This is a genomic window from Chryseobacterium sp. WG14 (assembly GCF_024586945.1).
GTDB lineage: Bacteria > Bacteroidota > Bacteroidia > Flavobacteriales > Weeksellaceae > Chryseobacterium.
In genome coordinates this window covers 57,024-82,170 of record NZ_JALCZD010000008.1, presented here as the reverse complement: position 1 = coordinate 82,170, position 25,147 = coordinate 57,024, and the positions used below count along the sequence as shown (strand labels likewise).

23 protein-coding genes are annotated in these 25,147 nt (G+C 36.7%); 17 read left to right on the top strand and 6 right to left on the bottom strand.

The window, feature by feature from the left end:
• Nucleotides 1–127: 127 nt before the first annotated feature.
• Entirely contained in the window at nt 128–2,281 is a 2,154-nt protein-coding gene (locus tag MP478_RS14405; RefSeq protein ID WP_257200827.1) for a peptidylprolyl isomerase, read from the bottom strand.
• 260 nt (nt 2,282–2,541) lie between these two features.
• Between MP478_RS14405 and lon the strand changes: the two genes are divergently transcribed.
• From lon to MP478_RS14390, 3 genes are all read left to right on the top strand, one after another.
• Complete coding sequence (gene lon / locus MP478_RS14400) at nt 2,542–4,947, top strand: endopeptidase La (RefSeq protein WP_257189663.1); 2,406 nt, start codon at nt 2,542–2,544, stop codon at nt 4,945–4,947.
• A gap of 211 nt (nt 4,948–5,158) precedes the next feature.
• Complete coding sequence (locus MP478_RS14395) at nt 5,159–6,271, top strand: AI-2E family transporter (RefSeq protein ID WP_257200826.1); 1,113 nt, start codon at nt 5,159–5,161, stop codon at nt 6,269–6,271.
• A gap of 161 nt (nt 6,272–6,432) precedes the next feature.
• On the top strand, nt 6,433–6,810 hold the full coding sequence (locus tag MP478_RS14390) for a DoxX family membrane protein (RefSeq protein ID WP_230032662.1): 378 nt from the start codon (nt 6,433–6,435) through the stop codon (nt 6,808–6,810).
• A gap of 147 nt (nt 6,811–6,957) precedes the next feature.
• Here the strand turns inward: MP478_RS14390 and MP478_RS14385 are convergent, their stop codons facing one another.
• On the bottom strand, nt 6,958–8,316 hold the full coding sequence (locus MP478_RS14385; RefSeq protein WP_257200825.1) for an acyl-CoA dehydrogenase family protein: 1,359 nt from the start codon (nt 8,314–8,316) through the stop codon (nt 6,958–6,960).
• 207 nt (nt 8,317–8,523) lie between these two features.
• On the opposite strand from MP478_RS14385, the gene MP478_RS14380 reads away from it, so the two are divergent.
• From MP478_RS14380 to MP478_RS14330, 11 genes are all read left to right on the top strand, one after another.
• The gene (locus tag MP478_RS14380; RefSeq protein WP_257200824.1) at nt 8,524–9,432 is read left to right on the top strand and encodes a DUF4349 domain-containing protein; all 909 of its coding nucleotides are present in this window, start codon (nt 8,524–8,526) and stop codon (nt 9,430–9,432) included.
• Between the two features lie 153 nt (nt 9,433–9,585).
• Nucleotides 9,586–10,458, top strand: coding sequence for a TraB/GumN family protein (locus tag MP478_RS14375; protein WP_257200823.1), 873 nt, complete (start codon nt 9,586–9,588; stop codon nt 10,456–10,458).
• A gap of 24 nt (nt 10,459–10,482) precedes the next feature.
• Nucleotides 10,483–10,992, top strand: a complete 510-nt coding sequence (locus MP478_RS14370) for an RNA polymerase sigma factor (RefSeq protein ID WP_257200822.1) — start codon at nt 10,483–10,485, stop codon at nt 10,990–10,992.
• Nucleotides 10,982–11,587, top strand: a complete 606-nt coding sequence (locus MP478_RS14365) for a hypothetical protein (RefSeq protein WP_257200821.1) — start codon at nt 10,982–10,984, stop codon at nt 11,585–11,587. Before MP478_RS14370 ends, MP478_RS14365 begins: the two co-directional genes overlap by 11 nt.
• A 192-nt stretch (nt 11,588–11,779) precedes the next feature.
• Complete coding sequence (pgi, locus tag MP478_RS14360) at nt 11,780–13,420, top strand: glucose-6-phosphate isomerase (RefSeq protein ID WP_257200820.1); 1,641 nt, start codon at nt 11,780–11,782, stop codon at nt 13,418–13,420.
• Between the two features lie 107 nt (nt 13,421–13,527).
• Nucleotides 13,528–14,412 carry a bifunctional 5,10-methylenetetrahydrofolate dehydrogenase/5,10-methenyltetrahydrofolate cyclohydrolase gene (locus MP478_RS14355; protein ID WP_209803902.1) on the top strand — a complete coding sequence of 295 codons (885 nt, stop codon included), beginning with the start codon at nt 13,528–13,530 and terminating at the stop codon, nt 14,410–14,412.
• Between the two features lie 8 nt (nt 14,413–14,420).
• Entirely contained in the window at nt 14,421–15,050 is a 630-nt protein-coding gene (locus MP478_RS14350) for a 7-carboxy-7-deazaguanine synthase QueE (protein ID WP_230032681.1), read from the top strand.
• Between the two features lie 40 nt (nt 15,051–15,090).
• Nucleotides 15,091–16,461, top strand: coding sequence for an exopolysaccharide biosynthesis polyprenyl glycosylphosphotransferase (locus tag MP478_RS14345; RefSeq protein WP_230032703.1), 1,371 nt, complete (start codon nt 15,091–15,093; stop codon nt 16,459–16,461).
• Nucleotides 16,462–16,563: 102 nt separating this feature from the next.
• The gene (locus MP478_RS14340) at nt 16,564–17,316 is read left to right on the top strand and encodes an ABC transporter permease (RefSeq protein WP_230032705.1); all 753 of its coding nucleotides are present in this window, start codon (nt 16,564–16,566) and stop codon (nt 17,314–17,316) included.
• Nucleotides 17,316–18,131, top strand: coding sequence for an ABC transporter ATP-binding protein (locus MP478_RS14335; protein WP_084087006.1), 816 nt, complete (start codon nt 17,316–17,318; stop codon nt 18,129–18,131). Before MP478_RS14340 ends, MP478_RS14335 begins: the two co-directional genes overlap by 1 nt.
• Nucleotides 18,115–18,726 (top strand): porin family protein, encoded by a 612-nt coding sequence (locus tag MP478_RS14330; RefSeq protein WP_257189651.1) that lies wholly within the window; start codon nt 18,115–18,117, stop codon nt 18,724–18,726. Before MP478_RS14335 ends, MP478_RS14330 begins: the two co-directional genes overlap by 17 nt.
• 38 nt (nt 18,727–18,764) lie before the next feature.
• Here MP478_RS14330 and MP478_RS14325 read toward each other — a convergent pair whose 3' ends face one another.
• Together MP478_RS14325 and MP478_RS14320 are read right to left on the bottom strand one after the other, a co-directional pair.
• Nucleotides 18,765–19,079, bottom strand: a complete 315-nt coding sequence (locus tag MP478_RS14325; RefSeq protein WP_257189649.1) for a hypothetical protein — start codon at nt 19,077–19,079, stop codon at nt 18,765–18,767.
• Nucleotides 19,080–19,168: 89 nt separating this feature from the next.
• Nucleotides 19,169–19,975: a M48 family metallopeptidase gene (locus MP478_RS14320; protein WP_230032711.1), complete on the bottom strand. Its 807-nt coding sequence runs from the start codon at nt 19,973–19,975 to the stop codon at nt 19,169–19,171.
• A gap of 107 nt (nt 19,976–20,082) precedes the next feature.
• On the opposite strand from MP478_RS14320, the gene MP478_RS14315 reads away from it, so the two are divergent.
• Entirely contained in the window at nt 20,083–20,628 is a 546-nt protein-coding gene (locus MP478_RS14315; protein WP_230032713.1) for a DUF4251 domain-containing protein, read from the top strand.
• A 3-nt stretch (nt 20,629–20,631) separates the two neighbouring features.
• Here MP478_RS14315 and meaB read toward each other — a convergent pair whose 3' ends face one another.
• Nucleotides 20,632–21,618, bottom strand: coding sequence for a methylmalonyl Co-A mutase-associated GTPase MeaB (gene meaB, locus MP478_RS14310; RefSeq protein ID WP_257200819.1), 987 nt, complete (start codon nt 21,616–21,618; stop codon nt 20,632–20,634).
• A gap of 195 nt (nt 21,619–21,813) precedes the next feature.
• On the opposite strand from meaB, the gene MP478_RS14305 reads away from it, so the two are divergent.
• Complete coding sequence (locus tag MP478_RS14305; RefSeq protein WP_257189647.1) at nt 21,814–22,101, top strand: cytochrome c; 288 nt, start codon at nt 21,814–21,816, stop codon at nt 22,099–22,101.
• 21 nt (nt 22,102–22,122) lie between these two features.
• Entirely contained in the window at nt 22,123–22,410 is a 288-nt protein-coding gene (locus MP478_RS14300; RefSeq protein WP_230032717.1) for a c-type cytochrome, read from the top strand.
• Between the two features lie 125 nt (nt 22,411–22,535).
• Here the strand turns inward: MP478_RS14300 and MP478_RS14295 are convergent, their stop codons facing one another.
• The gene (locus tag MP478_RS14295; protein WP_257200818.1) at nt 22,536–25,112 is read right to left on the bottom strand and encodes a T9SS-dependent M36 family metallopeptidase; all 2,577 of its coding nucleotides are present in this window, start codon (nt 25,110–25,112) and stop codon (nt 22,536–22,538) included.
• Nucleotides 25,113–25,147: the final 35 nt, after the last annotated feature.

The window sequence follows — 25,147 nt, the reverse complement described above, 5'->3', positions numbered from 1 at the left end:
TGCTAATTTTTTTCTAATAAGCAAATATAGTACATTTTAAATAAATCTTTTTGGTTATTATTCTGCGTTAAATACAAAAAAAGCGACAAAAAAATTTGTCGCTTTTATATTGTTGAAATTTAATTTCTTATTGTTGCTGATTTCCTACCTTATTCCAGATCTCAATTCTATAATCTTCGATTTCAGAATTATCCTGAAGACTCTTTAGCCAAGCCTGTCCGAACATTCCTGCATTTCTCTGTGTAATAGATTCTGTGAACTGTTTAAGATCTCCAGGCTGCTTGTTTATTGTTTCTGATTTTTTGATCAGAACATACACTCCTGTTCCTCCTTCAACTGGCTTAGAAAGCTGACCTTTCTTCACTCCAAATGCAGCACCAGCCACCTTAGGTTCCATAGCACCTGCTACTGAAGGGTTCAATAGGTTCACCTGAGCTGATTGTTTTGAAGAAGCAAACATTGTAGCAATCTGATCTAAGCTAGAAGCTTTAGCTCCTGCAATTTTATCAGAAATCTGTTTTGCCGCCAATTTATTTTTAACAATCACTTCAATCTGATCTCTTACAGATTCCGGATCAGCAAGTCCGGCTTCCTGTTTTCCGTTCAGGTATACTACAATTTTGTCCCCTGTTCCGTCTACAGTAAATAATTCTGTATCTCCTTTAGTTCTTTTCTTATCAAAAGCCCAGGTTAAGATCTCAGCGTCTTTTTCAGTACCTAAGCCCTGAAGCTGGCCTTCAAATCTTTTTGCTGCTTTTGGATTGGAGAACTGATAATTACCTTTCTTAGCAATGTTCACAAAATCGTTGAAAGATTTCCCTTGAACCTGCTGAATGAATTTTCTTGATTTCTTATCTGTTTCAGCTTCTGTAGCATCTGAAGCTTTAATTGCCTTTACTAAATTAGCAACCTGATACCCCATTGATCCGGATTTTTTATCTTCAATATTGATGATATGGTAACCGAACTGCGTTTCTACTACCCCTGTAGCTCCTTTAGGATTATTGGCAAGGTAAGTAAGGAATTCCGGAACGAAAGGTGTTTCTGGAGTTGTCCATCCTAAACTTCCTCCTTGTGCTGCAGAGTTTGGATCATTAGAAAGCTTAAGGAATTCTGTAAATTTAGCAGGAGTTGCTTTTACAATAGCCCCGATAGAGTCTGCCAATTTCTTAGCCTGCTCCTTAGATCTTGTTACGCCTTCTCCGGCAGGGCTTCCTTTGAAAGCAATAAGAATATGTCTTGATAATGTAGAATCTGAAGTTTTTTTACCAACAAGTTTAGACACTACATAGAAATCCTGTTCTTTATACGGACCAAAAGTCTGCCCTATGGCTGCAGTAGCAATCTGGCTCTGTATGGTAGCCGGCAACTGAGTAGGTTTCATATACTGAGGATTGAAAGGCATATCAGAGTTTGCCATTACAAACATAGAGTCATTCTTCGTATTCTGGAAGTTTTCTGTACCTCCGCTGGCATCACTACCTACTGAGTATAATTTTGTAATTTCTTTCAATGCTGCGGCATCATCTGCTGCGCTAGGCTTAGATGGGAAAAATACAATCCCGATATTTCTGCTAGGCTCAGCTTTGAACATTACAGGATGCTGCTTGATATAATTAGCAAGATCTTCCGTTGTAACATTAATTTTAGTTTTCTGAAGGTAAGCCGCATAGTCTACTTTCACAAAGTCGATATCTGCAAGCTGGTCTCTCTGCTTCATCAATTCTTCAGCTTCTTTTTTACCGGTAGTAATCCCTGCTGAAATATTGCTGAATACCTGTCTGGCCATCAGTCTGTATTCAATTGTTTTTCTTGTCTTTAACCATTGAGCATACCCCTGAGGGTTAGCACTCTGTAATGTTTCGATTTCTTTTTTAAGCTCTTGAGTTTTAAAGTTACCCTTTTCATCAAAAAACTGTTTATTCTGAGCAAACATCTGATCATACTGAATCTGGTTCCAGAAATAATCATCAGTCATTTCAAAGCCCAATTTCTCGAACTGTTGTTTGATAAGTTTAGATTGCACCAATAATTGCCAAGCCTGCTCTTCAAGACCGGTCTTTGGACCACCTTGTTGTTCAGCTTGTTGCTGCAGTACGAAAAGTTGATCGTTAAACTCTTCGCGGGTAATTTTTTCACCATTTACTTTTCCTAAAATGTCAGGATTTTTACCAAAAACCTTGTCAATACTGTCTGGGTTAACCAAAAACGCTAAAAGCGCTAAGGCTATTACTCCCATTAAAAGCCAAGGCTTACTCCTAATTTGTCCTAAAATTGCCATTTTATAAATTATAGTTTTTTATCAGTTTGCGAAAATACACATTTTTAAGAAATTACAGAAATAGAAGTGCTTTATTTTAATTTTTAATCATCAAGTTTATTTAAAAAAGGAAATTTTGACCATATTTTTTCGTAAAAAACAAATGGCATAAGTATTGTGCAAGATAAGGTATTATAATATATCACCCGTTTTCAGGGCTTATTATAAAAAATCACTTTAACGATTAAAAACGAAAATGACAATTTGTCATTTGATTGAGTATGACAGAATTTGAAGATATTAGTTTAGAAGAAATGATCAGCGACGGATTTGATATCGTAACTGAGGAAATCAATCTTTCCGACTTTTCGGAAACTGATAAAAATTCCGAACAAAAAATATTCCCTATACTTCCTGTAAGAAATATGGTAATGTTCCCCAATGTGGTAATTCCTATTACTGCAGGGAGAAAAACCTCAATACAACTTCTTGAGGAAGCTCAGAAGAACGGAGATTTTATTGGAATCGTAAGCCAGAAAAATTCGGATCTGGAGCAGCCTACTGAAAAAGATATCTATCTTACCGGAACACTGGCCAAGATCATTAAGATTATAAAATTACCTGAAGGTAATATCACTGCTATTACTAAAGGTTTTCACAGGTTTAAGATTAAAAAAATTGTGGGTCTTCAGCCTTATTTTAAAGCTGAAATTTCAAAATTAAAGGATTCTAAGCCTAAAAATCCTGAAGAATATGAAGCGCTGCTTGAAAACATCAAGGAGCTTGCTTTAAAAATCATCGAATTGGATCCTAACATTCCTAATGCAGCTAATTTTGCAATCAAAAACATTAATAACAATGATGATCTTTTGAATTTCATCTGCACCAACTCCAGTTTTCCTTCTGTGGAAAAACAAAAACTGCTGGAGGAAAAAAGCATGATGCAAAGAGCTAATAAATGCTACGAGCTGATGCATGAGGACTTCAGAAAGCTGGAATTAAGAAGCCAGATCCATCAGAAAACATCCAAAGATCTTGATAAACAACAGAGAGAGTATTTCCTGAACCAACAGATCAGAACAATTCAGGAAGAGCTGGGCGGTGGCCCTGAAAGCGATGTTGAAGATCTCATTGCCAAAGCTAGAACCAAAAAATGGAGCCAGGAAGTGGAAGACCATTTCCAGAAAGAGATCGGCAGGCTTCAACGTCAGAACCCTAATTCTCCGGACTATAATGTTCAGAGGAACTATCTGGATTTCTTCACGGATCTGCCCTGGGAAACTTATACCAAAGATGTTTTTGATATTGCAAAAGCGGAAAAAGTGTTGGATAAGGCTCATTTTGGACTGGAAGATATCAAGAAAAGAATCCTGGAGCATATGGCTGTTTTAAAATTGAAAAACAACATGAAATCTCCAATTCTCCTATTGGTAGGGCCTCCGGGAGTAGGTAAAACCTCTTTAGGAAAGTCTATTGCTGATGCCTTAGGAAGAAAATATGTAAGATTATCTCTGGGTGGCCTTCATGATGAAAGTGAAATCCGGGGACACAGAAAAACCTATATCGGAGCAATGGCAGGAAGAATCATCCAGTCTATTAAAAAAGCTGGCACCTCTAACCCTGTGATCGTTCTGGATGAGATGGATAAAATTGCACAGGGCATCCATGGTGACCCTAGTTCAGCATTACTGGAAGTTCTTGATCCTGAACAAAATAAATCTTTCTATGACAATTTCCTTGAGATGGGCTATGATCTATCTAAAGTAATGTTCATTGCAACAGCCAATTCATTATCAACCATACAGAGCCCTCTTTTGGACAGAACAGAAATTATACAGATTGCAGGCTATACACTGGAAGAGAAGATTGAAATTGCAAAAAGACATTTAATTAAGAAACAGCAGGAAGAAAATGGATTGAATGCCCAATCATTTAAACTTGGAAATCCTGAGCTTAAACATATCATAGAGGCTCACACATCAGAAAGTGGTGTAAGAAGTCTGGAGAAAAGAATTGCTTCCATAGCAAGATGGGTGGCATTACAGACTGCTCTGGTAAAAGAGTATGACTCTAAAATCTCATTGGAAAAAGTAGACGAAATTCTTGGTGTTCCAAGACCTAAAAGTCTATCTGAAATCACAGGAGTACCCGGCGTTGTAACAGGTTTAGCGTGGACAAGCGTAGGTGGAGATATTCTTTACATTGAAAGCATCTTAAGCAACGGAAAGGGAACATTAACCATGACCGGAAATCTGGGAACGGTAATGAAAGAGTCTGCAACCATTGCTTTAGAATATATTAAAGCCAGACATGATGAACTGGGAATTCCGCAGGAAGATCTGGATAAGAAAAATATCCACGTCCACGTTCCGGAAGGAGCAACTCCTAAAGACGGGCCATCAGCAGGTATTGCGATGTTAACTTCCATGGTTTCTTCTTTCAAAAACAAAAAGGTAAAACCTCACCTTGCGATGACAGGAGAAATTACACTAAGAGGAAAGGTTCTTCCTGTGGGAGGAATTAAAGAGAAGCTTCTTGCTGCTACCAGAGCTGGAATTAAAGATGTCATTCTTTGTGATGCCAACAGAAAAGATGTGGAAGAGATCAAAAAGGACTATTTAAAAAACCTGAAAGTTCATTATGTCAGCAGAATGGAAGAGGTCATAGACATCGCTATTGAAAAATAATTAGTAACATATCAACTCTCAATAAAGAAACACGTTCCGGGATATCCGGGGCGTGTTTCTGCTTTATTTTAAAATCAGTAAAAAATAAATCCAACCTTCATTTTGATGGAATAAAATTTGCTCCGCTAAAAATAAAACTCAAGTTGATGATTAAATAATTTCTCAATTCGGTGGGTTTTCTTATTTTTAATCCATACGCATATTTTAACTTATGAATTTTCTTAGACTCCCTTTCCTTATCAAGCTCACTCTTGTAGTAGTTTCCATTATTGGTATTGGCTATCTGCTGGCACTAGGACAGAGTATTCTAGCCCCTTTTTTCTTTGCATTCCTGATGGCGATGCTTTTTTTACCGTTGGCTACTTTCATGGAAAGAAAGCTAAGATTTCCAAGGTCAGTCTCTACCATGACCTCTGTTTTTATTATGTTATTCATTTTAAGCGGTATCATCTATTTTTTCAGCACCCAACTGTCTGATTTCAGCAAAGATCTTCCCCACCTCAGAGAACAGTTTACAACGTTGTTCAATAATCTACAGCATTGGGTTTCTAAAACATTTAATGTGAAAGTAGATGAGCAGGTAGACTATATCAATCAGGGACTGAACAAGCTTTTATCTTCTTCCGGAGCCATTTTAGGTTTTACATTTGGAATATTTTCAACAGGATTTGGGTTTATTCTATTTTTCACGCTATTCTTTATCTTCATTTTAAATTACCGAAGACTTTTAAATAATTTTATAGTTACTGTTTTCAATGAGAGACATAAGAGCAGCGTGCAGGAAGCCGTCACAGAAATTCGTGTAATGACCAAAAAATATATTTTCGGGCTCTTCCTTCAGGTTATTATCGTATCGACGCTTACGTCCATTATTCTTACTATTTTAGGGGTGAAATATGCCATCCTGTTGGCTGTCCTGACAGGTCTGCTTAATGTTATTCCCTATCTTGGAATCTTCATTTCTCTTGTCATATCCTGTTTTATTGCTTTTGCTACCTCTACTCCATCTACCTGTATTTATGTTATTATCGGCTATATTGGTGTACATGCTGTGGATGGAAACATCGTTTTGCCATTCGTAGTGGGTTCAAAAGTAAAAATCAATGCGCTATTTTCTTTTATTGGAATTCTTTTAGGAGAACACCTTTGGGGAATAGCGGGGATGTTTTTGTGTATTCCTGCCATTGCCATCATTAAAATCATCTGTGAAAAAGTAGATGATTTAAAACCTTGGGGAAAGTTGCTTGGAGAAGAACAGAAACCTAATAAAAAGAAGAAGAGCTATAAAATTTCAAAGAATATTACCCTCGAGGAAATGGATTAATATTCGTGCCAGGCCATGAACAATGCGCAGTATTAAAACGCGGATATGGCTTACATCAACACATATCAATAATGAAAATTAAACATAGAAATTGTATTTTTTATGAAAAATAAATAAACAAGTGTCATATTTGTTTTACATTTGATATAAAATTATCAATTATGAAAATCGTAAAATTCATTTTCTGTCTTTTGTTTGCACTTACATTTATCAATGCTGGTTTAAACAAGTTTTTCCAGTATGCTCCCATGCCTAAAATGACGGATGAGCAAATGAAAATATATGCTGCCTTCACTGAAATCGGTTGGCTGATGCCTTTGGTGGGGGTTGTAGAAATTGTTGGAGGTATATTATTTATTTTTCCAAAAACCAGAGCATTGGGCGCTATTATCATATTGCCTGTTATGATAGGAATATTTCTTCAGAATGTATACAGAGACCCATCCCAAATGGGGATAGGAATGTCTGTTGTCTTACTTTTAATCAACTTATGGGTAATTCTTGACAATAAAGAGAAATACAGGAATTTAATCAGTTAATAATTAGGTTGCAGGTGACAGATAATAGGAGATCACTATAGCACATGTGCTTCAAAATTTACGGTGATTAAAAACACCACATCATGAAATCCATGTTTTTTTACAAGCTGTCAGCTGCAACCTGCTCTATCATCTGCCACCTATATCCTATACAAATGCACTGAATCCTGTAATCGAACGTCCTACGATGAGCGAGTTTATTTCTTTTGTTCCTTCATAAGAATAAATAGCTTCTGCATCTGCAACAAATCGTGCTACATCATATTCCAGTAAGATTCCGTTTCCACCCATTACTTCTCTTGCTCTGGACACAATATCTCTTGTTCTAAGGGTACAGAAAACTTTAGCTAAGGATGCATGTTCATCTTTTAAAATCCCTTCATCCTGCATTTCAGATAACCTGAAAACCATAGTCTGCATCGCAGTAAGGTTGGATAACATTTCCACCAGATGTCCCTGAATCATCTGAAATGAAGCAATAGGCTTTCCAAACTGCTCTCTTTTTCGGGTATAATCCAAAGCACTCTCATAGGCACCTCTTGCGCAGCCTGTAGCCATCCAGGCCACTCCTGCCCTGGTCATCCGAAGTACTTTTCCGGTATCTTTAAATGAGTTGGCATTCTGAAGCCTGTTTTCTTCAGTTACCAAACAGTCTTTTAAAGTAATAAGGCCATTCTGAACAATTCTTAAGGCCATTTTTCCTTTAATCTTTTCTACAGTGAATCCGGGATTATCTTTTTCCACGATGAACCCTTTTACTTCTCCGCTATCCAAATCTCTTGCCCAGATAATGATAATATCTGCAAATGTTGCATTTCCAATCCATTTTTTCTGTCCGTTAAGAATCCAGCCATCAGCTGTTTTCCTGCAGGTTACGGTAAGACCTCCTGCAGCTCCGGATCCTACTTCGGGTTCTGTAAGCCCAAAAGCTCCTATCTTTTCAAATTTCTGCATTTGGGGGAGCCATTTCTGTTTTTGCTCTTCCGAACCGCAGATGTAAATAGATCCCATTGCCAACCCGGACTGTACTCCAAAAAAAGTAGCAATTGACGCATCTACTCTAGCCATTTCCATAGCAATAACACCTTCCATCAAAAAAGGCATTCCCGGGCAGCCATACCCTTCGTAGGTAACGCCACAGATATCAAGTTTCTGAAATTTAGGAATCAGTTCGAAAGGAAATTCATCCCTCAGCCAATAATGGTTCACCAGAGGTTTCACTTCTTTTTCCATAAAAGCCCTTACTTTAAGCTGTATCTCCCGCTGTTCAGGAGTTAAGGTATGGTAGATATCATAAAAATCACCATCAATAGGTGGCAGCTCTTTCATTTTCTTATCCGAATCCAGCATTTTCATAAGCCCGGCAAGCTGTTTATCATCCAGCTTTGAAAAATTTTGCATCAGTTTTGGTAAATCCACTTTTTTGGAGATTGTACTCAATTGATCAAAATCTATGGAAGTGAATAGCCCTATCGCGTTTCTTATTTTGGAAAAAGTATTTGACATAATGGTTTTTTGTGAGGTTGGTTTGTAAAAGATAAGCAAAAATTACTCCGAAAAAAAATAACAGATATTGAATAGTTTTTACAAAATACTTAAAATCAATATATTATATCGGAATATTTTCTTTACAAGCTTTTTACTTCAGTTTTTCAAGCATTACAAAAGATCCTGCCCCAAATTTGACCTAAGCAAAACATTAAAACCCACACTATGAAAACTACTTACATTACATTATCACTATCTGCAGCTCTTTTACTAGGATCCTATTCATGTAAAAAAGGAGAGGTAGCTTCTACAGATCTTGAAGCCTATGGCACTACAGATTCCGCAGCAACCATTGTATCGGACAGCATCTCAACAGTCGCTACGATGAAAGTAAAAGATAAGCAGTTTATCAAAACTGCGGATATTAATATGGAGGTAAAAGATGTTTATAGTACAACGATCTCTATCGAAAAATCAGTTCAGGATCTTGGTGGATTTGTAACTAAGAGCAATCTTCAAAGTAATGTCATTTCGGAAAATACTTATAATACATCTGATGAAGAAGCTATGCTGATTAAAAAATATCAGACAGAAAACAGGATGCAGGTACGTGTTCCTACCGAAAAATTAGGAGAACTTCTGACATTGATTAATAACAGCAAGTTATTCCTTAATTCCAGATCTGTTAACGCAGAAGATATTACAGCCAGCATTAAATATGCGGAAATGGAAAGTAAAAGAAACCAAAAAACATCCGAAAACATCAGCCAGCTGAAAACAAATAAGGATAAAGTAAAGCTTGACGACGAAAATATGACAGAAGGAAATATCCAAAAACTTACCAGTATGGATACAGCCGATAATCTGAAGTACAGTACTGTTGATATTTACATCAAAGAACCCAAATTACGCATCGCAGAAATAGCTGTTACCAATACCAATAGCATTGACAATAAATATAAAATCAATTTTATATATCAGGTGAAAGATGGTTTTGTGTATGGATTTTATCTGATTCAGAATATTATAATAGCTCTTATCAACGTTTGGCCACTCTTATTAATTGCAGGTGCAGTCATTTATTTTTTCAGAAAAAGAAAAACAGCAAAGCATGAGCAATCAAAAATCTCATAATAAAAAAACAACTAACCAATTGGTTATCAACATAATTTTAGATTTTACAACCTCCTTTTTTAGGGAGGTTTTTATTTTTTTTCAAAAAAAAACTGTAACGATTCTAATATCCCATTTACCTACTGTTTAAAGAATAAGAAAAAAATTAATAATATGAAAAATTTAGTAAAACTTGGATTTGCAGCTTTATTATCAATGAGTCCTATTGCTGCAACAGCACAAAATAAAGATGCCGGCAATAACAGTCTGCTTTGGGAAATTTCAGGAAATGGTCTTTCAAAGCCATCTTATATAGCCGGAACTTTTCATATCTTATGCAGCAAGGATTTTGAAATAAAACCCAAGGTATTGAAAGCTCTTCAGAAGTCTGACAATTTTGTCATGGAGATCAATTATACAGATCCTGCTGAAATAAAATCACTACAAAAAATGTATCAGACAGATAAAAAAATATCAGATCAGCTTTCTCCGCATGAAGCTAAAGAACTGAATGCAATTCTGGCTGATTATGGGACAGATCTAAAAAGCATAGACTCATCAAGTGCACAAGCACTTTATGCACTACTTTCTACTAAAGCAATACCATGTCCCCAGACTGAAATAAAGCTCTATGAAATAGAACTTCTTCAGAAGGCAATAAAAGATAAAAAAACGATCAGAGGTCTTGAAAAGGTAGAAGATCAGATGAAAAGCATTAATGAAGCTTATAATCTGAGAAGTACAATCACCCAACTAAAAATGGGCAAGGAATATGAAATTCTTTTTAAAAAGATGATAGAAGCTTTTAAAAATGAAGATGTACAATTACTTTATAGTCTTTTTAAGGATGAAAGATTTATGAATACCCAGCAGGAAAAAGCAATGCTTACCAACAGAAATCAAAACTGGGTAAAAGCAATGCCTGAAATAATGAAAAACCAAAGTTCTTTATTTGCTGTGGGTGGATCTCATCTTATGGGTGAAAATGGCATCATCCCTCTCCTGCAGTCAAAAGGATATACCGTAAAACCTGTATCCAGCTTATAACGACAACCAAACCATGAAACTATTGTGAGCAATCCAACTGAAACAGCTTTTTTAAAGCTTGTCAACCAGCACAAGGGTATTTTATATAAAGCATCCCGCATCTATGCTGATTCTATGGAGGACCGGGAAGATCTGCAGCAGGAGATTCTTATCCAGCTATGGAAATCTTATCAAAACTTTAAAGGAAACAGTGAATTCTCAACATGGATGTACCGCGTCGCCATCAATACCTCCATTACCTACTTAAAAAAAGAAAAACAGAGAGCCACTACCTATACAGACCCATCTCATCATTTTGAAGTAGCACAGGAGGACTACAACCCGGCAAAGGATAAGCAGCTGGAAATTTTTTACAGTGCCGTGCAGGAACTCAACCCGTTGGAAAAAGCCGTCATATTTTATTTCATGGAAGGGATGTCTCATAAGGAAATCGGAAGCAATCTGGGGCTCAGTGAAGGTAATGCGCGTGTAAAACTCAACAGAACAAAAGAAAAAATACAGCAAATCATAAAAAAATCAGGTTATGAATTTTGATCAATTAAAAGAACAATGGAATAGTGAAGGCGATAATGTCGAAATTCCAGATACTATAGAAAAGCTAAAAGAAAGCAAACATCCTGTTTCAAAGATCCAGAAAAACATGAAAAAGGAATTCCCATTGCAGGTGATTGCCATTATCCTCATTGGTTTTTTTCCTCTTCAACTGGAATTCCCATCTTCGCAATACATCATCTATTATATATCTTATACAATGATGGTTGTTATATCTTCTTATTACCTCTATGGATTTTATAAGTTTTATAAACAAACTGAATTATATACAGGTAATACTAAAAACAGCCTCTGGAAAATATACCATGAACTGCGGTTGAATATGGAAAGATACCAGTCTTTCGGATTCTTATTATTGCCACATTTTCTTATTACCCTTGGTTTGGAAATCTACAACCTTTTGGAAAAAAAGGGAAAAGCACTGTCTGAACTTAGCAATTCATATCAGCAAGCCTTAATAATAGCCGTATTACTGGGAACCATTTCCATGGTTGTAAGTATTGTTTTATGGACAAAATATATCTATGGGCGCAATGCGAAACAACTGGAAAATATCCTGAATGAAATGGATGAATAAAATAACCCAACCTTTTTTAGGCCTAAAAAGACAAAGCCCCGGATCCTATCTGAGGCTTTGTTCTTTAAAAAAATGTTATTTCTCATCTTCAAATTTATTTGAGGTTTTATTTTTCCTTAAATTTGCAGATCAGAAATAAAGTCTTATGAATTTTTATAAATCTTATTCTCTGAACTCTAATTCCCGAAAAATATGCTATCAAAAATAAATCCTATACAAACTAACAGCTGGAAAGCTCTTGATGAACATTTCGCAGGAAACGATTTTGACCTGAGAAGCCTTTTCCAGTATAACCCGAATCGTTTTTCAGAATTCTCTTTACAAAAGGATAATTATCTTTTTGATTATTCTAAAAACTTAATTGATTCAAGAACAAAAGAACTTCTGTTACAGCTGGCCGAAGAATGCCAGTTGAAAGAAGCGGTTTCAAAAATGTTCTCTGGTGATAAAATCAATGAAACAGAAGGAAGAGCGGTATTGCATACAGCGTTGAGAGATTTTTCTGAACGCGAAATTCTTGTAGACGGTGAAAATATCAAACCACAGATCAAAAGAGTTCTTAACCATATGAAAGCTTTCTCCGAAAAAATCATATCCGGAGAACACAAGGGTTTCAGTGGAAAAGAGATTACAGATGTGGTGAATATCGGAATTGGCGGTTCAGACTTAGGACCTGTCATGGTATGTTCTGCTTTAAAGCACTTTAAAACCAGACTGGATGTACATTTTGTTTCCAATGTAGATGGCAATCATATAGCAGAGGTCGTTAAAAAATTAAATCCTGAAACCACTTTGTTCATCATTGCATCCAAGACCTTTACGACTCAGGAAACGATGACGAATGCCAATTCAGCAAAAGACTGGTTCCTGAAAGCTGGAAAACAGGAAGATGTAGCAAAACACTTTGTAGCCTTATCTACCAACATTGAGGAAGTAAAAAAATTCGGAATTGCAGAAGAAAATATTTTTGAATTCTGGGATTGGGTAGGCGGAAGATATTCCCTTTGGAGTGCCATCGGATTAAGTATTGTACTTGCTGTAGGATACGAAAATTTCGAACAGCTTTTAAAAGGAGCTTTTGATACTGACCAACACTTCCAAACTGCAGACTTCTCTGAAAACGTTCCGGTTTTAATGGGGCTTTTAGGAATCTGGTACCGTAATTTCTATGCCGCAACCAGCTATGCTATTCTGCCATACTCTCAGTATTTAGACAGGTTTGCAGCTTATCTTCAACAAGGAGATATGGAAAGCAGCGGAAAATGCGTAGACAGAAACGGAGAATTTGTAGAATATGAAACAGGCCCAATTATCTGGGGAGAGCCGGGAACAAACGGGCAACACGCTTTTTACCAGCTGATCCACCAGGGTACTGAATTGATTCCTGCAGACTTTATTGCATATGCAAAAAGTGCCAATGAGGTTTCTGATCACCAGGAAAAATTGCTGGCCAACTTCTTTGCACAAACAGAAGCCCTTGCTTTTGGTAAAACTGAAGAAGAAGTAGAACAAGAGCTTGTCAATGCCGGGAAATCCGATGAGGAGATAGACCGACTGTTGAACTTTAAGGTCTTCCATGGAAATACACCTACTAACTCTATGATATTTAAAGAATTAACTCCTTTTTCACTAGGACAGCTTATTGCGATGTATGAGCATAAGATTTTTGTTCAGGGAGTGATCTGGAATATTTTCAGCTTTGATCAATTTGGAGTGGAATTAGGTAAAGTGTTAGCCAATAAGATTCTTCCGGAACTGGAGAGCAATGAGCCAATAAGCTCGCATGACAGCTCTACCAACGGATTAATTAATTATTATAAAGAAAATAAATAGTCCATAAAAGGAAGGTTCTGGAGAAATGATGTAGAAAAAGAGGGAGCTGATGAATTTCAGGATATCGTTGTATTCAATAAAATCTAAATAAAGTAAAAAAAGTAAAAATGGCAGAAATTCTTGACGGACTTAAAGTATCCAAAGAAATAAAAGCAGAGATCAAGGTTGAAGTAGACAAGATCCTTGAAAGCAAAAGAAGAGCACCACACTTGGTAGCAATTCTTGTTGGAAACAACGGGGCAAGCAAGGCTTATGTGAATGCTAAAGTAAAAGACTGCGAAGAAGTAGGATTTCAATCCAGCTTAATTAAATTTCCAAGTACAGTTTCTGAATCTGAATTGCTGGAAAAAATCGATGAACTGAATAAATCTAAGGCAGTAGACGGATTTATCGTTCAGCTACCTTTACCAGACCAGGTTGATCAGGAAAAAATTATCAATGCAATTGACCCAAGAAAAGATGTAGACGGATTCCATCCTGAAAACTTTGGAAAGATGGCTTTGGAAATGGATACTTTCTTACCGGCTACCCCTTTCGGAATCTTAACATTACTGGAGAGATACAATATTGAAACTAAAGGAAAAGACTGTGTAATTATCGGAAGAAGTAAAATTGTGGGAAGACCAATGAGTATTCTAATGGGAAGAAAAGATTTCCCTGGAAACTCTACGGTTACCCTTACCCACTCTTACACGAAAGATATTGAAGAGTATACTAAAAAAGCAGACATTGTGATCACCGCTTTGGGGGATCCACATTTCTTAAAAGGAGAAATGATCAAAGATGGTGCTGTTATTGTTGATGTAGGAATTACAAGAGTAGATGATGATTCTCCAAAAGGATATTATCTGGCAGGTGATGTAGATTTTGACAGCTGTGCTGCTAAGGCAAGCTGGATCACTCCGGTACCTGGAGGAGTAGGCCCTATGACAAGAGCAATGTTAATGAAAAACACCATTATTGCTTACAAAACTTCGGTCTATAACGACTAATTTTAAAAATGAATAAAGAAGAAGATATTTTATTAAAAGAAGGTAAAATGCTCCCTGTAATGGAGCATTTTTACACTTTACAGGGCGAAGGTGCCCATACTGGGAAAGCCGCCTATTTTATCAGGTTGGGAGGCTGTGACGTAGGATGCCACTGGTGTGATGTAAAAGAAAGCTGGGATCCTGAGCTTCATCCTCTGATGAATGCCACAGAGATTGCAGAAACAGCGGCTAAACACTGCAAGACAGTTGTTCTTACGGGAGGAGAACCCCTAATGTGGAACTTGGAGATCCTTACCTCCAAACTAAAGGAATTAGGATGTACCATTCATATTGAAACTTCAGGAGCATATCCTATGAGCGGACATTTGGATTGGATTACTCTTTCTCCAAAGAAAACAGGGCTCCCAAAAGAAGAAATTTATCAAAAGGCTCATGAGCTTAAAGTCATCATTTTCAATAACAACGACTTTAAATTTGCTGAAGAACAGGCTGCAAAAGTTTCTGACCAGTGTAGGCTATACCTTCAAAGCGAATGGAGCAAGAGAAATGATATGTATCCTAAAATTACAGATTTCATTCTGGAGCACCCGGAATGGCAGGCCTCTGTTCAGACCCATAAATACCTGAATATTCCGTAAAAATACGTAAATTAGCTAGCCATTCTGTTAAAATCATTAGATGCAGAGAATTCGATACTCTAGATACCTGAAATCGATTATTATTTTGCTTGACCTTATGGTTATTGCATCTATTTTTATATTTTTTTTTATAAGCAGAAACGAAAGTTTAAAATACCATAAGGAAACCTGGTATCAGAATATTTTTTCTCTGATTTTGTTATTTTTGTTCTGGGTGCTTTTAAGCGGTAGGACAAAAATTTACAATATTCCAAGGAATCTGACCTATACCCTTTTCCTTGAACGGCTTTTCATCCATTTCCTTTTTTTTATACTGGGGGTTCTGCTTATTGGGAAAGTAAGTAAAAATGTTTTTTTCAATTCAGACATTTACTGGCTTTCGTTTTACCTTTTGGCTTTTATTTTTCTGGCAAAATCGATCATTTATTTTACCATTAAATATTTCCGTTCACTGGGGATCAACTATAGAAATGTAATGTTTCTTGGAAACAACGATTCTACAGGCATTCTAAAAAATATATTTGAGGCCAGAAAAGATTATGGATACCGGATATTTGAATATGAATATGCAGATATAAATACAGATGAACTCGTTAGTTTCTGGAAAAAAAATGGAATACATACCTTATTTTTATCTACAGAAAATTCATTTAACGAAAATACGGAGACAAAAATTTTCAAACTGGCAGAAGACCATAAGGTACATATCTCATTGATTCCGAGTATAACACAAAGTGACTTTTTTCTTTATGATCTCGGATATATCCAGACCCAGCCCGTTCTTAACCAGGCAAGATATCCATTAGATTATTACTCTAATTTCCTGGTGAAAAGAACCTTTGATATTGCTTTTTCCATAATTATACTAGGTTTATTCTGCTCCTGGGCATTTCCTATTATTGCTATTTTAATAAAAGCCACTTCTAAGGGGCCGGTTTTCTTTATACAGAAAAGATATGGCTTCCATGAAGAAGTCTTTAATTGTTTAAAGTTCAGGACTATGGTTCCTAATGACGAATCTGCTACCCGCACGACCCGGGAAAATGATTCGAGAATCACTAAAATCGGTAAGTTTCTGAGAAAAACCAGTCTGGATGAGCTTCCACAGTTCATTAATGTATTGAAGGGAGAAATGTCTGTGGTGGGTCCACGTCCTCATATGCTGGCTGTAGATAATTATTATAAACCAAAAATCGGAAGATACAGCTTAAGAAGTATGGTGAATCCGGGAATTACAGGTCTTGCGCAGGTAAGCGGTCTGCGGGGTGATTTCGGAGATGTGGAAGTAGAAATGAAAAAGCGGGTTCTGGCAGATGCATTCTATGTCAGAAACTGGAGTTTCGTATTGGATATGGTTATTATTTTAAAAACTGTATTATTGGTTATAGGTGGTGACAAAAATGCAAAATAAGGCTTACAGCATAATAAAAAAGTTTTAATTTTAACACTTATCCGGGCTCCAGTCTTGGTATCAACCTTAGCCCAATTCAATAAAAAAGTCTAATTTAGCGCTATGTTAAAAAAGTTTTTCACAGCAGTAGGCGAATACATGATTCTACTGGGTAAATCCTTGCAGAAACCTCAGAAAATGAAGGTTTTCTGGAAGCTGTTCATGAGAGAAATTAATGATTTAGGGGTCAATTCTTTTGGCCTTGTGATCTTCACTTCTATATTCGTAGGGGCAGTAGTTGCCATTCAGATGTTCAACAACTTCGATGCATCTTCGTTCCCTATTCCTCCATCCTTTGTAGGGTATGCCACAAAGGCAGTACTTGTTTTAGAGTTTGCACCTACTATTATCAGTTTAATTCTGGCAGGCAAGGTAGGTTCTTATATCGCCTCCAGTATTGGGACAATGAGGGTTTCCGAGCAAATTGATGCGTTGGACATTATGGGAGTTAATTCACCTAATTTTTTAATTCTTCCTAAAATTATTGCCTGTATGCTTTTTAACCCCCTTCTTATCGCCATCAGTATCGTATTTGGTATTGGCGGAGGATATATTGCAGGGATCTTAACAGGAAACTGGACAGAAAACGACTATATTATCGGAATTCAAATGTATATGCCTAATCTCTTTATATACTATGCATTTAGCAAAACCATAGTTTTTGCTTTCATCATTGCTACCGTTCCTTCTTACTTCGGATATAATGTGAAAGGTGGATCTCTGGAAGTAGGTAGAGCCAGCACACAGGCTGTGGTATGGACAATGGTATTTATTATCATTTCGGAATTAATTTTAACCCAATTAATATTAAGCTAATGATTGAGGTAAAAGATCTTAAGAAAAGTTTTGGAGATGTTGAAGTACTTAAGGGAATTTCAACGTCATTTGATAAAGGAAAGGTAAACTTAATCATTGGGCAAAGTGGCTCCGGGAAAACAGTTTTTCTTAAAAGTCTGTTGAATGTTTATATGCCGTCATCCGGGGAAATCTTATTTGACGGAAGGAATGTCAATACCATGACAAGAGATGAAAAACAACATCTCCGTTCTGAAATTGGAACGGTATTCCAGGGAAGTGCCTTATTTGATTCTTTAACTGTAGAAGAGAATATTATGTTTCCATTGGATATGTTTACCAATCTTACGTATAGAGAGAAAAAGAAAAGGGTTTTTGAGGTAATAGGCAGGGTTCATCTTGATAAAGCTGATAAAAAATATCCATCTGAAATTTCAGGGGGAATGCAGAAAAGGGTAGCCATTGCAAGAGCTATTGTCAACAATCCCAAATATTTATTCTGTGACGAACCCAATTCGGGGTTAGATCCATATACTTCCAAGATCATTGATGATCTTCTCTATGAAATCACCAAGGAATATAATACAACAACCATCATCAATACACACGATATGAACTCTGTAATGACGATTGGCGAGAAAATTGTATACCTGAGATTAGGGATCAAAGAGTGGGAAGGAAATAAAGATATCCTGATCACTGCAGGCAATAAAAATCTGATCGATTTCGTTTATTCTTCAGAACTGTTTAAAGAGCTGCGAGAATATCTGCTTGAAAATAATAAAACAATTGAAAATACAAATACAAAAATAGACGATAATGAAAAAGGTACTTAGTATAGCATTAATAGGGTTTTCAATGTGGGCTTCAGCACAGATTTCACTGGCTGGTAAAGCCAATTTAATATTTCCTACAGGCTCTCCTTCATGGTCAAACATCAAAGGAACGGTGAATGATGCTATTGAAGGAACAGGAAAAAATAATGTAGGTTTCAATGTGGGACTTTCCCTAAAAGTAGGTCTGCCTACTTCATTATTTGTAATGCCTGAAATCTATTATACGCACTTCAAAAATGAGTTCACCACAGAGAACACAACTTTTGACGTAAAAAGCAACCGTGTAGACGTTCCGGTTCTTTTAGGTTATAATCTTTTAGGAAATATGCTGGGGGTATTTGTAGGTCCGGTAGGAAGTTTCAATTTGAGCAAGGATAATACTTATAATGACTTCAAAGAAAATTCCAAAAATGATTTTACAGTAGGATACCAGTTTGGAGCACAGCTTGAAATCAAAAAACTGATTGTCAATGCAAGATATGAAGGAGCATTCAGTAAGGATGAAAGAAATTTCATCAATAAGGTTTCAGGATCTGAAATCAGATATGACAACAGACCTAACTTATTTATGGTAGGTTTAGGGTATAAATTTTAATCAACTATCGAAAATAACAACTTGTAAATCCTCAAATTTTATATTTGAGGATTTTTATTTTGACTTTCTTCAAGCTCAGCCTGTCTTTTAGCAATCTCAGCAGCCTGCTTTTCAAGGTCTTCTTTATCCTTTTGCAACTGCTTGAATTCTTTTTTCTTTTGCTCTGCCTTTATAGCACTTCCTTTACTTAGGTAGCCTACCATCCCTCCAATGATCAATCCTATTCCAACCCCTGCCATTACCCCCATAATGTGGGAAATTTTAATCTGCTCTACGGCAAAATCAGTAGTTAAATAAAAAAGTAATGCGGAAACAGCTAAAAGTATAAGTCCGGTAATTGATAAACTCTTCATAATATTGTGTTTAGGTGGTTAATTAAAAAAGCCTTACCAAATTTACTAAAAATTTAATAAGGCTTACTCAAGATTAAAATTCTATATGATTATATTTTCCCTCCTGCAGCCTTATAATACTCTAAAGCTTTAGGAAGATCCTTATTAATATCTGAAATTCTGGTTTCCGGATTCGGGTGTGTAGATAGGAATTCCGGCTGTCTGTTTCCTGAAGCTGAGGCTTCCATTCTATTCCAGAATGGGATAGCAGCTCTCGGATCATACCCTGCCATAGACATCAGGTAAAGCCCCATTTCATCGGCTTCAGACTCCTGCCCTCTTCCGTATTTCAATAAAGCAACCTGAGATCCGATAGGATATACCTTTTCGAAAACACCTGCCCATTGTGCATTGGAAATTGTTCCTCCTAAAATAGCGCCTCCGTATTGAGCTACCATAGCCTGAGAAATTCTTTCATTTCCGTGTCCCGCCAATGCGTGGGAAACTTCGTGCCCCATTACTACAGCAAGTCCGTTATCATCTTTCGTTACCGGCAAAATCCCTGTATAAACAGCTACTTTACCTCCTGGCATACACCATGCATTCAACTCACTACTCTGCAAAAGATTAAATTCCCAGTTATAGTTGGCAAGATCTGCTGATCTTCCAATGCTCTGGTAATATCTCTCCGCTGCGTTTTTAATTCTACTTCCAACATTGGCTACTTTCTTTGCATCTGCCGTACCGGTAATCACTTTACCTTTAGACAATGTCGTTCTGTATTCCTGTGCAGACATTGTTAAAATTTCCGAGTTGTTGGCCAACTGTAACGATGATCTCCCGGTAATCGGGTTCGTGGTACAGGCAACAGCCGACAGAGCAATAGCTCCTATTCCAAATAGATGTGTAACTTTCATAGTTTGAGTGTTAATAATTCAACCTTAACAATTTTTATTCCAAAACAGTATGAAAAAAATATATTTGCATACATTTTGCTATTTAAAATTAATAATTTAATTCGATCATGAAAAAGTTTATTTCTTTCTTATTTGCTTTTGGACTGTTGTTCTTTTTTCAGAACTGTGCTTCTCAAGGTTCAGCAGATCCAAAAACAGTAGAAACTTTAGTAGATTCACAGGAGTTTACATTCTATGCACAAAGGGCAAATGCTACAAACTATGATGTGATCAACATTATGAATTCAATGCCGAATTCTACAGCTACAAGAATGCTAAATCTGAATGGGGATTACACGATTGATCTCAGTAAAAATAATATGGTAGTCGTTCTTCCTTATTTTGGAAGAGCATTTAGCCCTAATTACGGAAATCCCGATCAGAATAGTTACCGGTTTACTTCAAAAGATTTTACCGTAAAGAAATCACAAACTAAAAAAGGAAAATGGGTGCTAAAGATCAAGCCTAATGACGTAAGTAATGTTAACGAAATCAATATTGAGATCTTTAAAAATGGCAAAGCATTTGTTTCTATAGGAAGCAATGACAGACAGCCGATTACCTACGATGGATATATTGGAAAAACTGAGATAAAAAAAGATAAGGAAAACTAGTCTTTATTTATCTTTAGATAAAAACATTTCTACAAATAACTTTGCTTCAGTGCTTGGACTTGAAACCATCTCTGAAGCATTTTTTTTGTGCATAGTATAAGCTTCTTCCATAGCCTCATTCTTTTTCATCAGAGCTAAAATATATTCCTGAACCCAATATTCGAATCGTTTTTCAGCCTGAAGGATGCGGATTTCTTCAAACCGTCCACTTTTTTTCTTCAGATCAATAAATTCAGTAATGGTATCGTATATTTCTTTTAATCCTTCGTTATGCAGAGCAGACCCCAGCAAAACAGGGATTTTCCAATCCTTTTCTTTAGGAGGAATAAAATCCAAAGCTCTTTTTAATTCTAATCTGGTATTTTTGGCTTTCTGAAAATTATCCTGATCTACTTTATTAATAAAGATAAGATCTACCATTTCCATGATCCCTCGTTTTATTCCCTGAAGCTCATCTCCTCCGCCGATAATTTTAAGAAACAGAAAAACATCTGTAATATCTGCAACCAATACTTCAGATTGTCCTACTCCAACAGTTTCAATCAGTATGTAATCGTAACCTGCAGCTTCGCAGATCATCATCGTTTCAAAAGTTGTATTGGCAACTCCTCCTAAGAATCCAGAACTTGGGGAAGGACGGATGAAAGCATTTTCTTCTTTTGCAAGCTCTTCCATCCTTGTTTTATCTCCCAAAATACTTCCTTTGTTAATAGAGGAACTAGGATCAATGGCTAAGACAGCAACTTTTTTACCCTCAGCGATAACCAATCTCCCGAAATTTTCAATGAAAGTAGACTTCCCGGCACCAGGCACTCCTGTAACCCCTACTCTAACAGACTTTCCTGTAAGAGGCATTATCTTTTTCAGAAGTTCTTCTGCCTGCACTCTATGTTCTGCCTTTTTACTTTCAACCAAGGTAATAGCTTTTGCAATCAGGCGTTTGTTTCCTGATTGTATTCCTTCTATTAAGTCTTCTGTAGAAAATTTCATTGGTTCAAAAATAATTAATTAAATGGGAATAGCCAATAATTAATGGGCAATGATCAAGCAGAAACGAGGTATCATTTTATCAATACCTATTTCCTGTCTGTTTTAATTTTTATTTCTTCTAAATTAAAACAGCAACACGCCTTATCATGGGGCTTAGAGAATTTATTACATTTGTTATGTATCAAAAAAAGAAATATGAAAAAACTCATCGCTGTGGCGTCATTTACTTCCATTTTATGGGCTTCTTGTACACCAAAAGCGGCTACGGCTACTGCCGGATCTTCAACCTCAACAGCAGAACAAATTGCCCAGGGGAAAACGATTTTTGAAAATTCATGTGCAAAATGTCATAAATTACCTGATCCCACGTCTCACAATCCTGTACAATGGGTAGGCATTATGAATTCTATGGCCCCAAAAGCAAAGTTAAATGATGATCAACACCAATGGGTTTACGATTATATCATTTCTGTGAAAAAATAATCACCAAACAAAAATATGGCTATGAAAAAAATGATTTTAAGTGGTATTGCAGCTTCGGCACTTCTGATGTCCTGCGGACCTAAAAGTACGGCTGTAACGGGACCTAAATATACCTCAGCTGAACAGCTGGCCCAAGGAAAAACAATTTTTGAAAACTCCTGTGCAAAGTGTCATCAGTTACCTGAACCGACAAAGCACGACAATGAGGGATGGATAAAAACCTTAAGCAGGATGGCTCCGAAAGCTAAACTGAATGATGACCAGCATCAAATGGTGTATGATTATCTGATTTCCGTAAATAAAAAATGAATTGTCACTTAATTCAATAAGGGAGTTGAAAACAACTATTCTCAGATTGAAGGTTAAGAAAAGATAAAAAGGCCAACTCCACTTGTGATGAAACGGCCTTTTTTATTATTCTGGAAAGATAACTTTTATCTTACAATAAGTTTTTCAGTCTGAGATTTATCTCCCTGCTGAATATAAACCATATATATCCCTTTCTGGAGGCCTTTTGTAGAAACAGCTTTTTTCGATGCAGATTCTCTGGAATCGGAAAATACCAGTTTTCCGGACATGTCAAACATTTTAATCTTAACTTCTTTAGATGACTTATCTATATTTCCTACAAAGAACTCATCATAAGTCGGATTAGGGAATATAATCAGTTTGTTATCTGCTGCTTTAGTTTCCTGAGTCGCCAAAGCAGTGTTGCATTCCGCAGGAACCGTAAAGTCTTCTACTTGGTCATTGGCCAGAGTATTACTTCCGGCAGAAGCATTTACCCCGAGTCCTCTTTTGGCAAACGCATTCCAGATCATGCACTTATCGGCTCCTGCATTTCCTACTACATCAGCCTGCAGAATGGCATCTCTACCATCAACAAATGAAGGGTTACATGCCTGAAGTTTAAGAGCATCTACTACAATCTGTAAAGCCTTTGCATTCCCAGAGGTGGGGCTAACCATCACATCACTGTTATACCCATACTTTTCAATATATTTCCATGTAAGATCCCAAAGCATTGTTGCCCAGATAAATCCTATTGCATGTGACCCCGAAACAGTATTAGTCCTTCCATAAGTATAATTATTTATAGAAAAATCAGGAGAATATTTCGCTAATCTGATTCCGGTCCCTGCAGCATCCTGTCCGCTGCTATACGTACCTATTGATCTTGCCAGAGCAGACGTATCCCCCGGTCTTGTCGTAAGCATTAAAGCAAAATAATCAGACCATCCTTCCCCCATCTGTTCAGCAGAATTTAGACAACTATATCCTTGCCCTGTTAATCTATTTGAAATACCATGTCCATACTCATGAGCAACAATTCCATTATCCAAGCTCGAATGTTTAAAACCACTATAATCAAAATTTAAGGTAGCATTGATTGCTGTCCCGGCTGTAATTTGACTAACAAGATATTGCCCTTCAGTTTTTCCTACCATAATAGAAGGAATGGTAATCGTATTATCGGGTGTTGCTATTCCCATTCCTATCGGCGTATCGCTTGATGGATGATACTGAATAACCCCTACTGCCCCTGCATTTTGTAAATTTTTTGTTTTCAAAGAAAAACCACACCCTGCTGCAGTTACAACACCTATTTTTCCGGCCATACTTCCTGCAGCAACTGTTGTGCATGCATTGGCAGGTATAGAAACAGCCAGGTCGCCTGTCACAGATTGTCCACCAAATAAAAGTGAACCAAATGCAGCCCCTTCTGTCAGTACTTTAGGGCGGCTTGCAATATTTGCAGGTGAATTATATTGATATCTTGAAATAGGATCTGCCGCTGTTTGCTTCCTATCCCAAAGGTACATTTGCATAACCGGCGCATCGAGATAAGTTTGTCCTCCAATGACAGTTTCATATCCTGGATAGAAATTCGCATTATTAAGTCCACTTCCATCAAAAGCTTCTGCATTTACTGCATCATTCTGTATCCCACCTTTGCCAAAGTTATTGGTTTGATAGTTTCTTGCTGCTTCTGTAAATCCAAATTTATAGAATGTGTCGTGCATCTTATTATTCACATAAAATAAATTGGTGATGGCTGCGTCTCTGTAAATAAAAGGATTATCATATCTGCCATCTGCAAAAGGAAAATTGAAATTCAGTCCACTTCCTCCATCGGGAGAATATCCCGGAACATCAGCATTATCCTGGTCGGAATAAGCATACACATTATTACCTCTGGTGTTGGTGTAACTGTTTACTCCATCGGAGTGCCATCCTTCAGGAGATGCCGTCAAGTTCCAGGGATTGTTAACAACCGCACGGGCACCAAATGTGGGAGCTTCTACCGGAAGCGGAAAAATATTGTAAGAAGCATCAGTGGGCAGCAGCAAATTGGCTGTTGCAGGCGTATTTTCTTCAACATCTGCTGGTAAGTGCTCCAAAAGATTTAATCTCTCATCAGATTTTTGATGTATATTAGAATTATCTTCAAAATCGCAACTGAGTGTCATATTATTTTTACTCAGTATTTCACCGGTACTGGCATCAGCGATCACATGCCAGACATTCGGAGAATTCTTATCCGAAACAAATAGTTCTTTTGAAAGGATGTATACATTGTTTTTTTCAAAGTATACATCGGCCAGATAATCTACTTTGGAAATCTTCTCTAATCCAAGCTTCTGCTGTAGAGCTTCTTCTCTGAACCTCTCCTGTACTTTACCCTGTTTAGCTACAACCAGATTTCTGCTGAAATCATTTTTTTCAGAGATAATTTTACCTTCTTTAATGATAACTTTCCCCAAAGCATTATAAATCCTCAGCCCATTATAGGTTTGTTGTACATTTACAATATTGGCCCTTAAACTTTCGGAAACATCTTCATTGAGTATAATGACTCCAATCTTCTCCTGACTGGAGTTTTTTTGTGCCAATTGCCCACTTTTTTGATAGTAGTCCTGAATTTGTTTTGTAGAATTTTGAGCATGTATACTGCCAAAAGCAAAAAACACCGCCATTGAAATTGGCATCAAAAATAGTTTTTTATTCATGTTTTTGTTTTTAAAATATCAAATCTAAATAACAT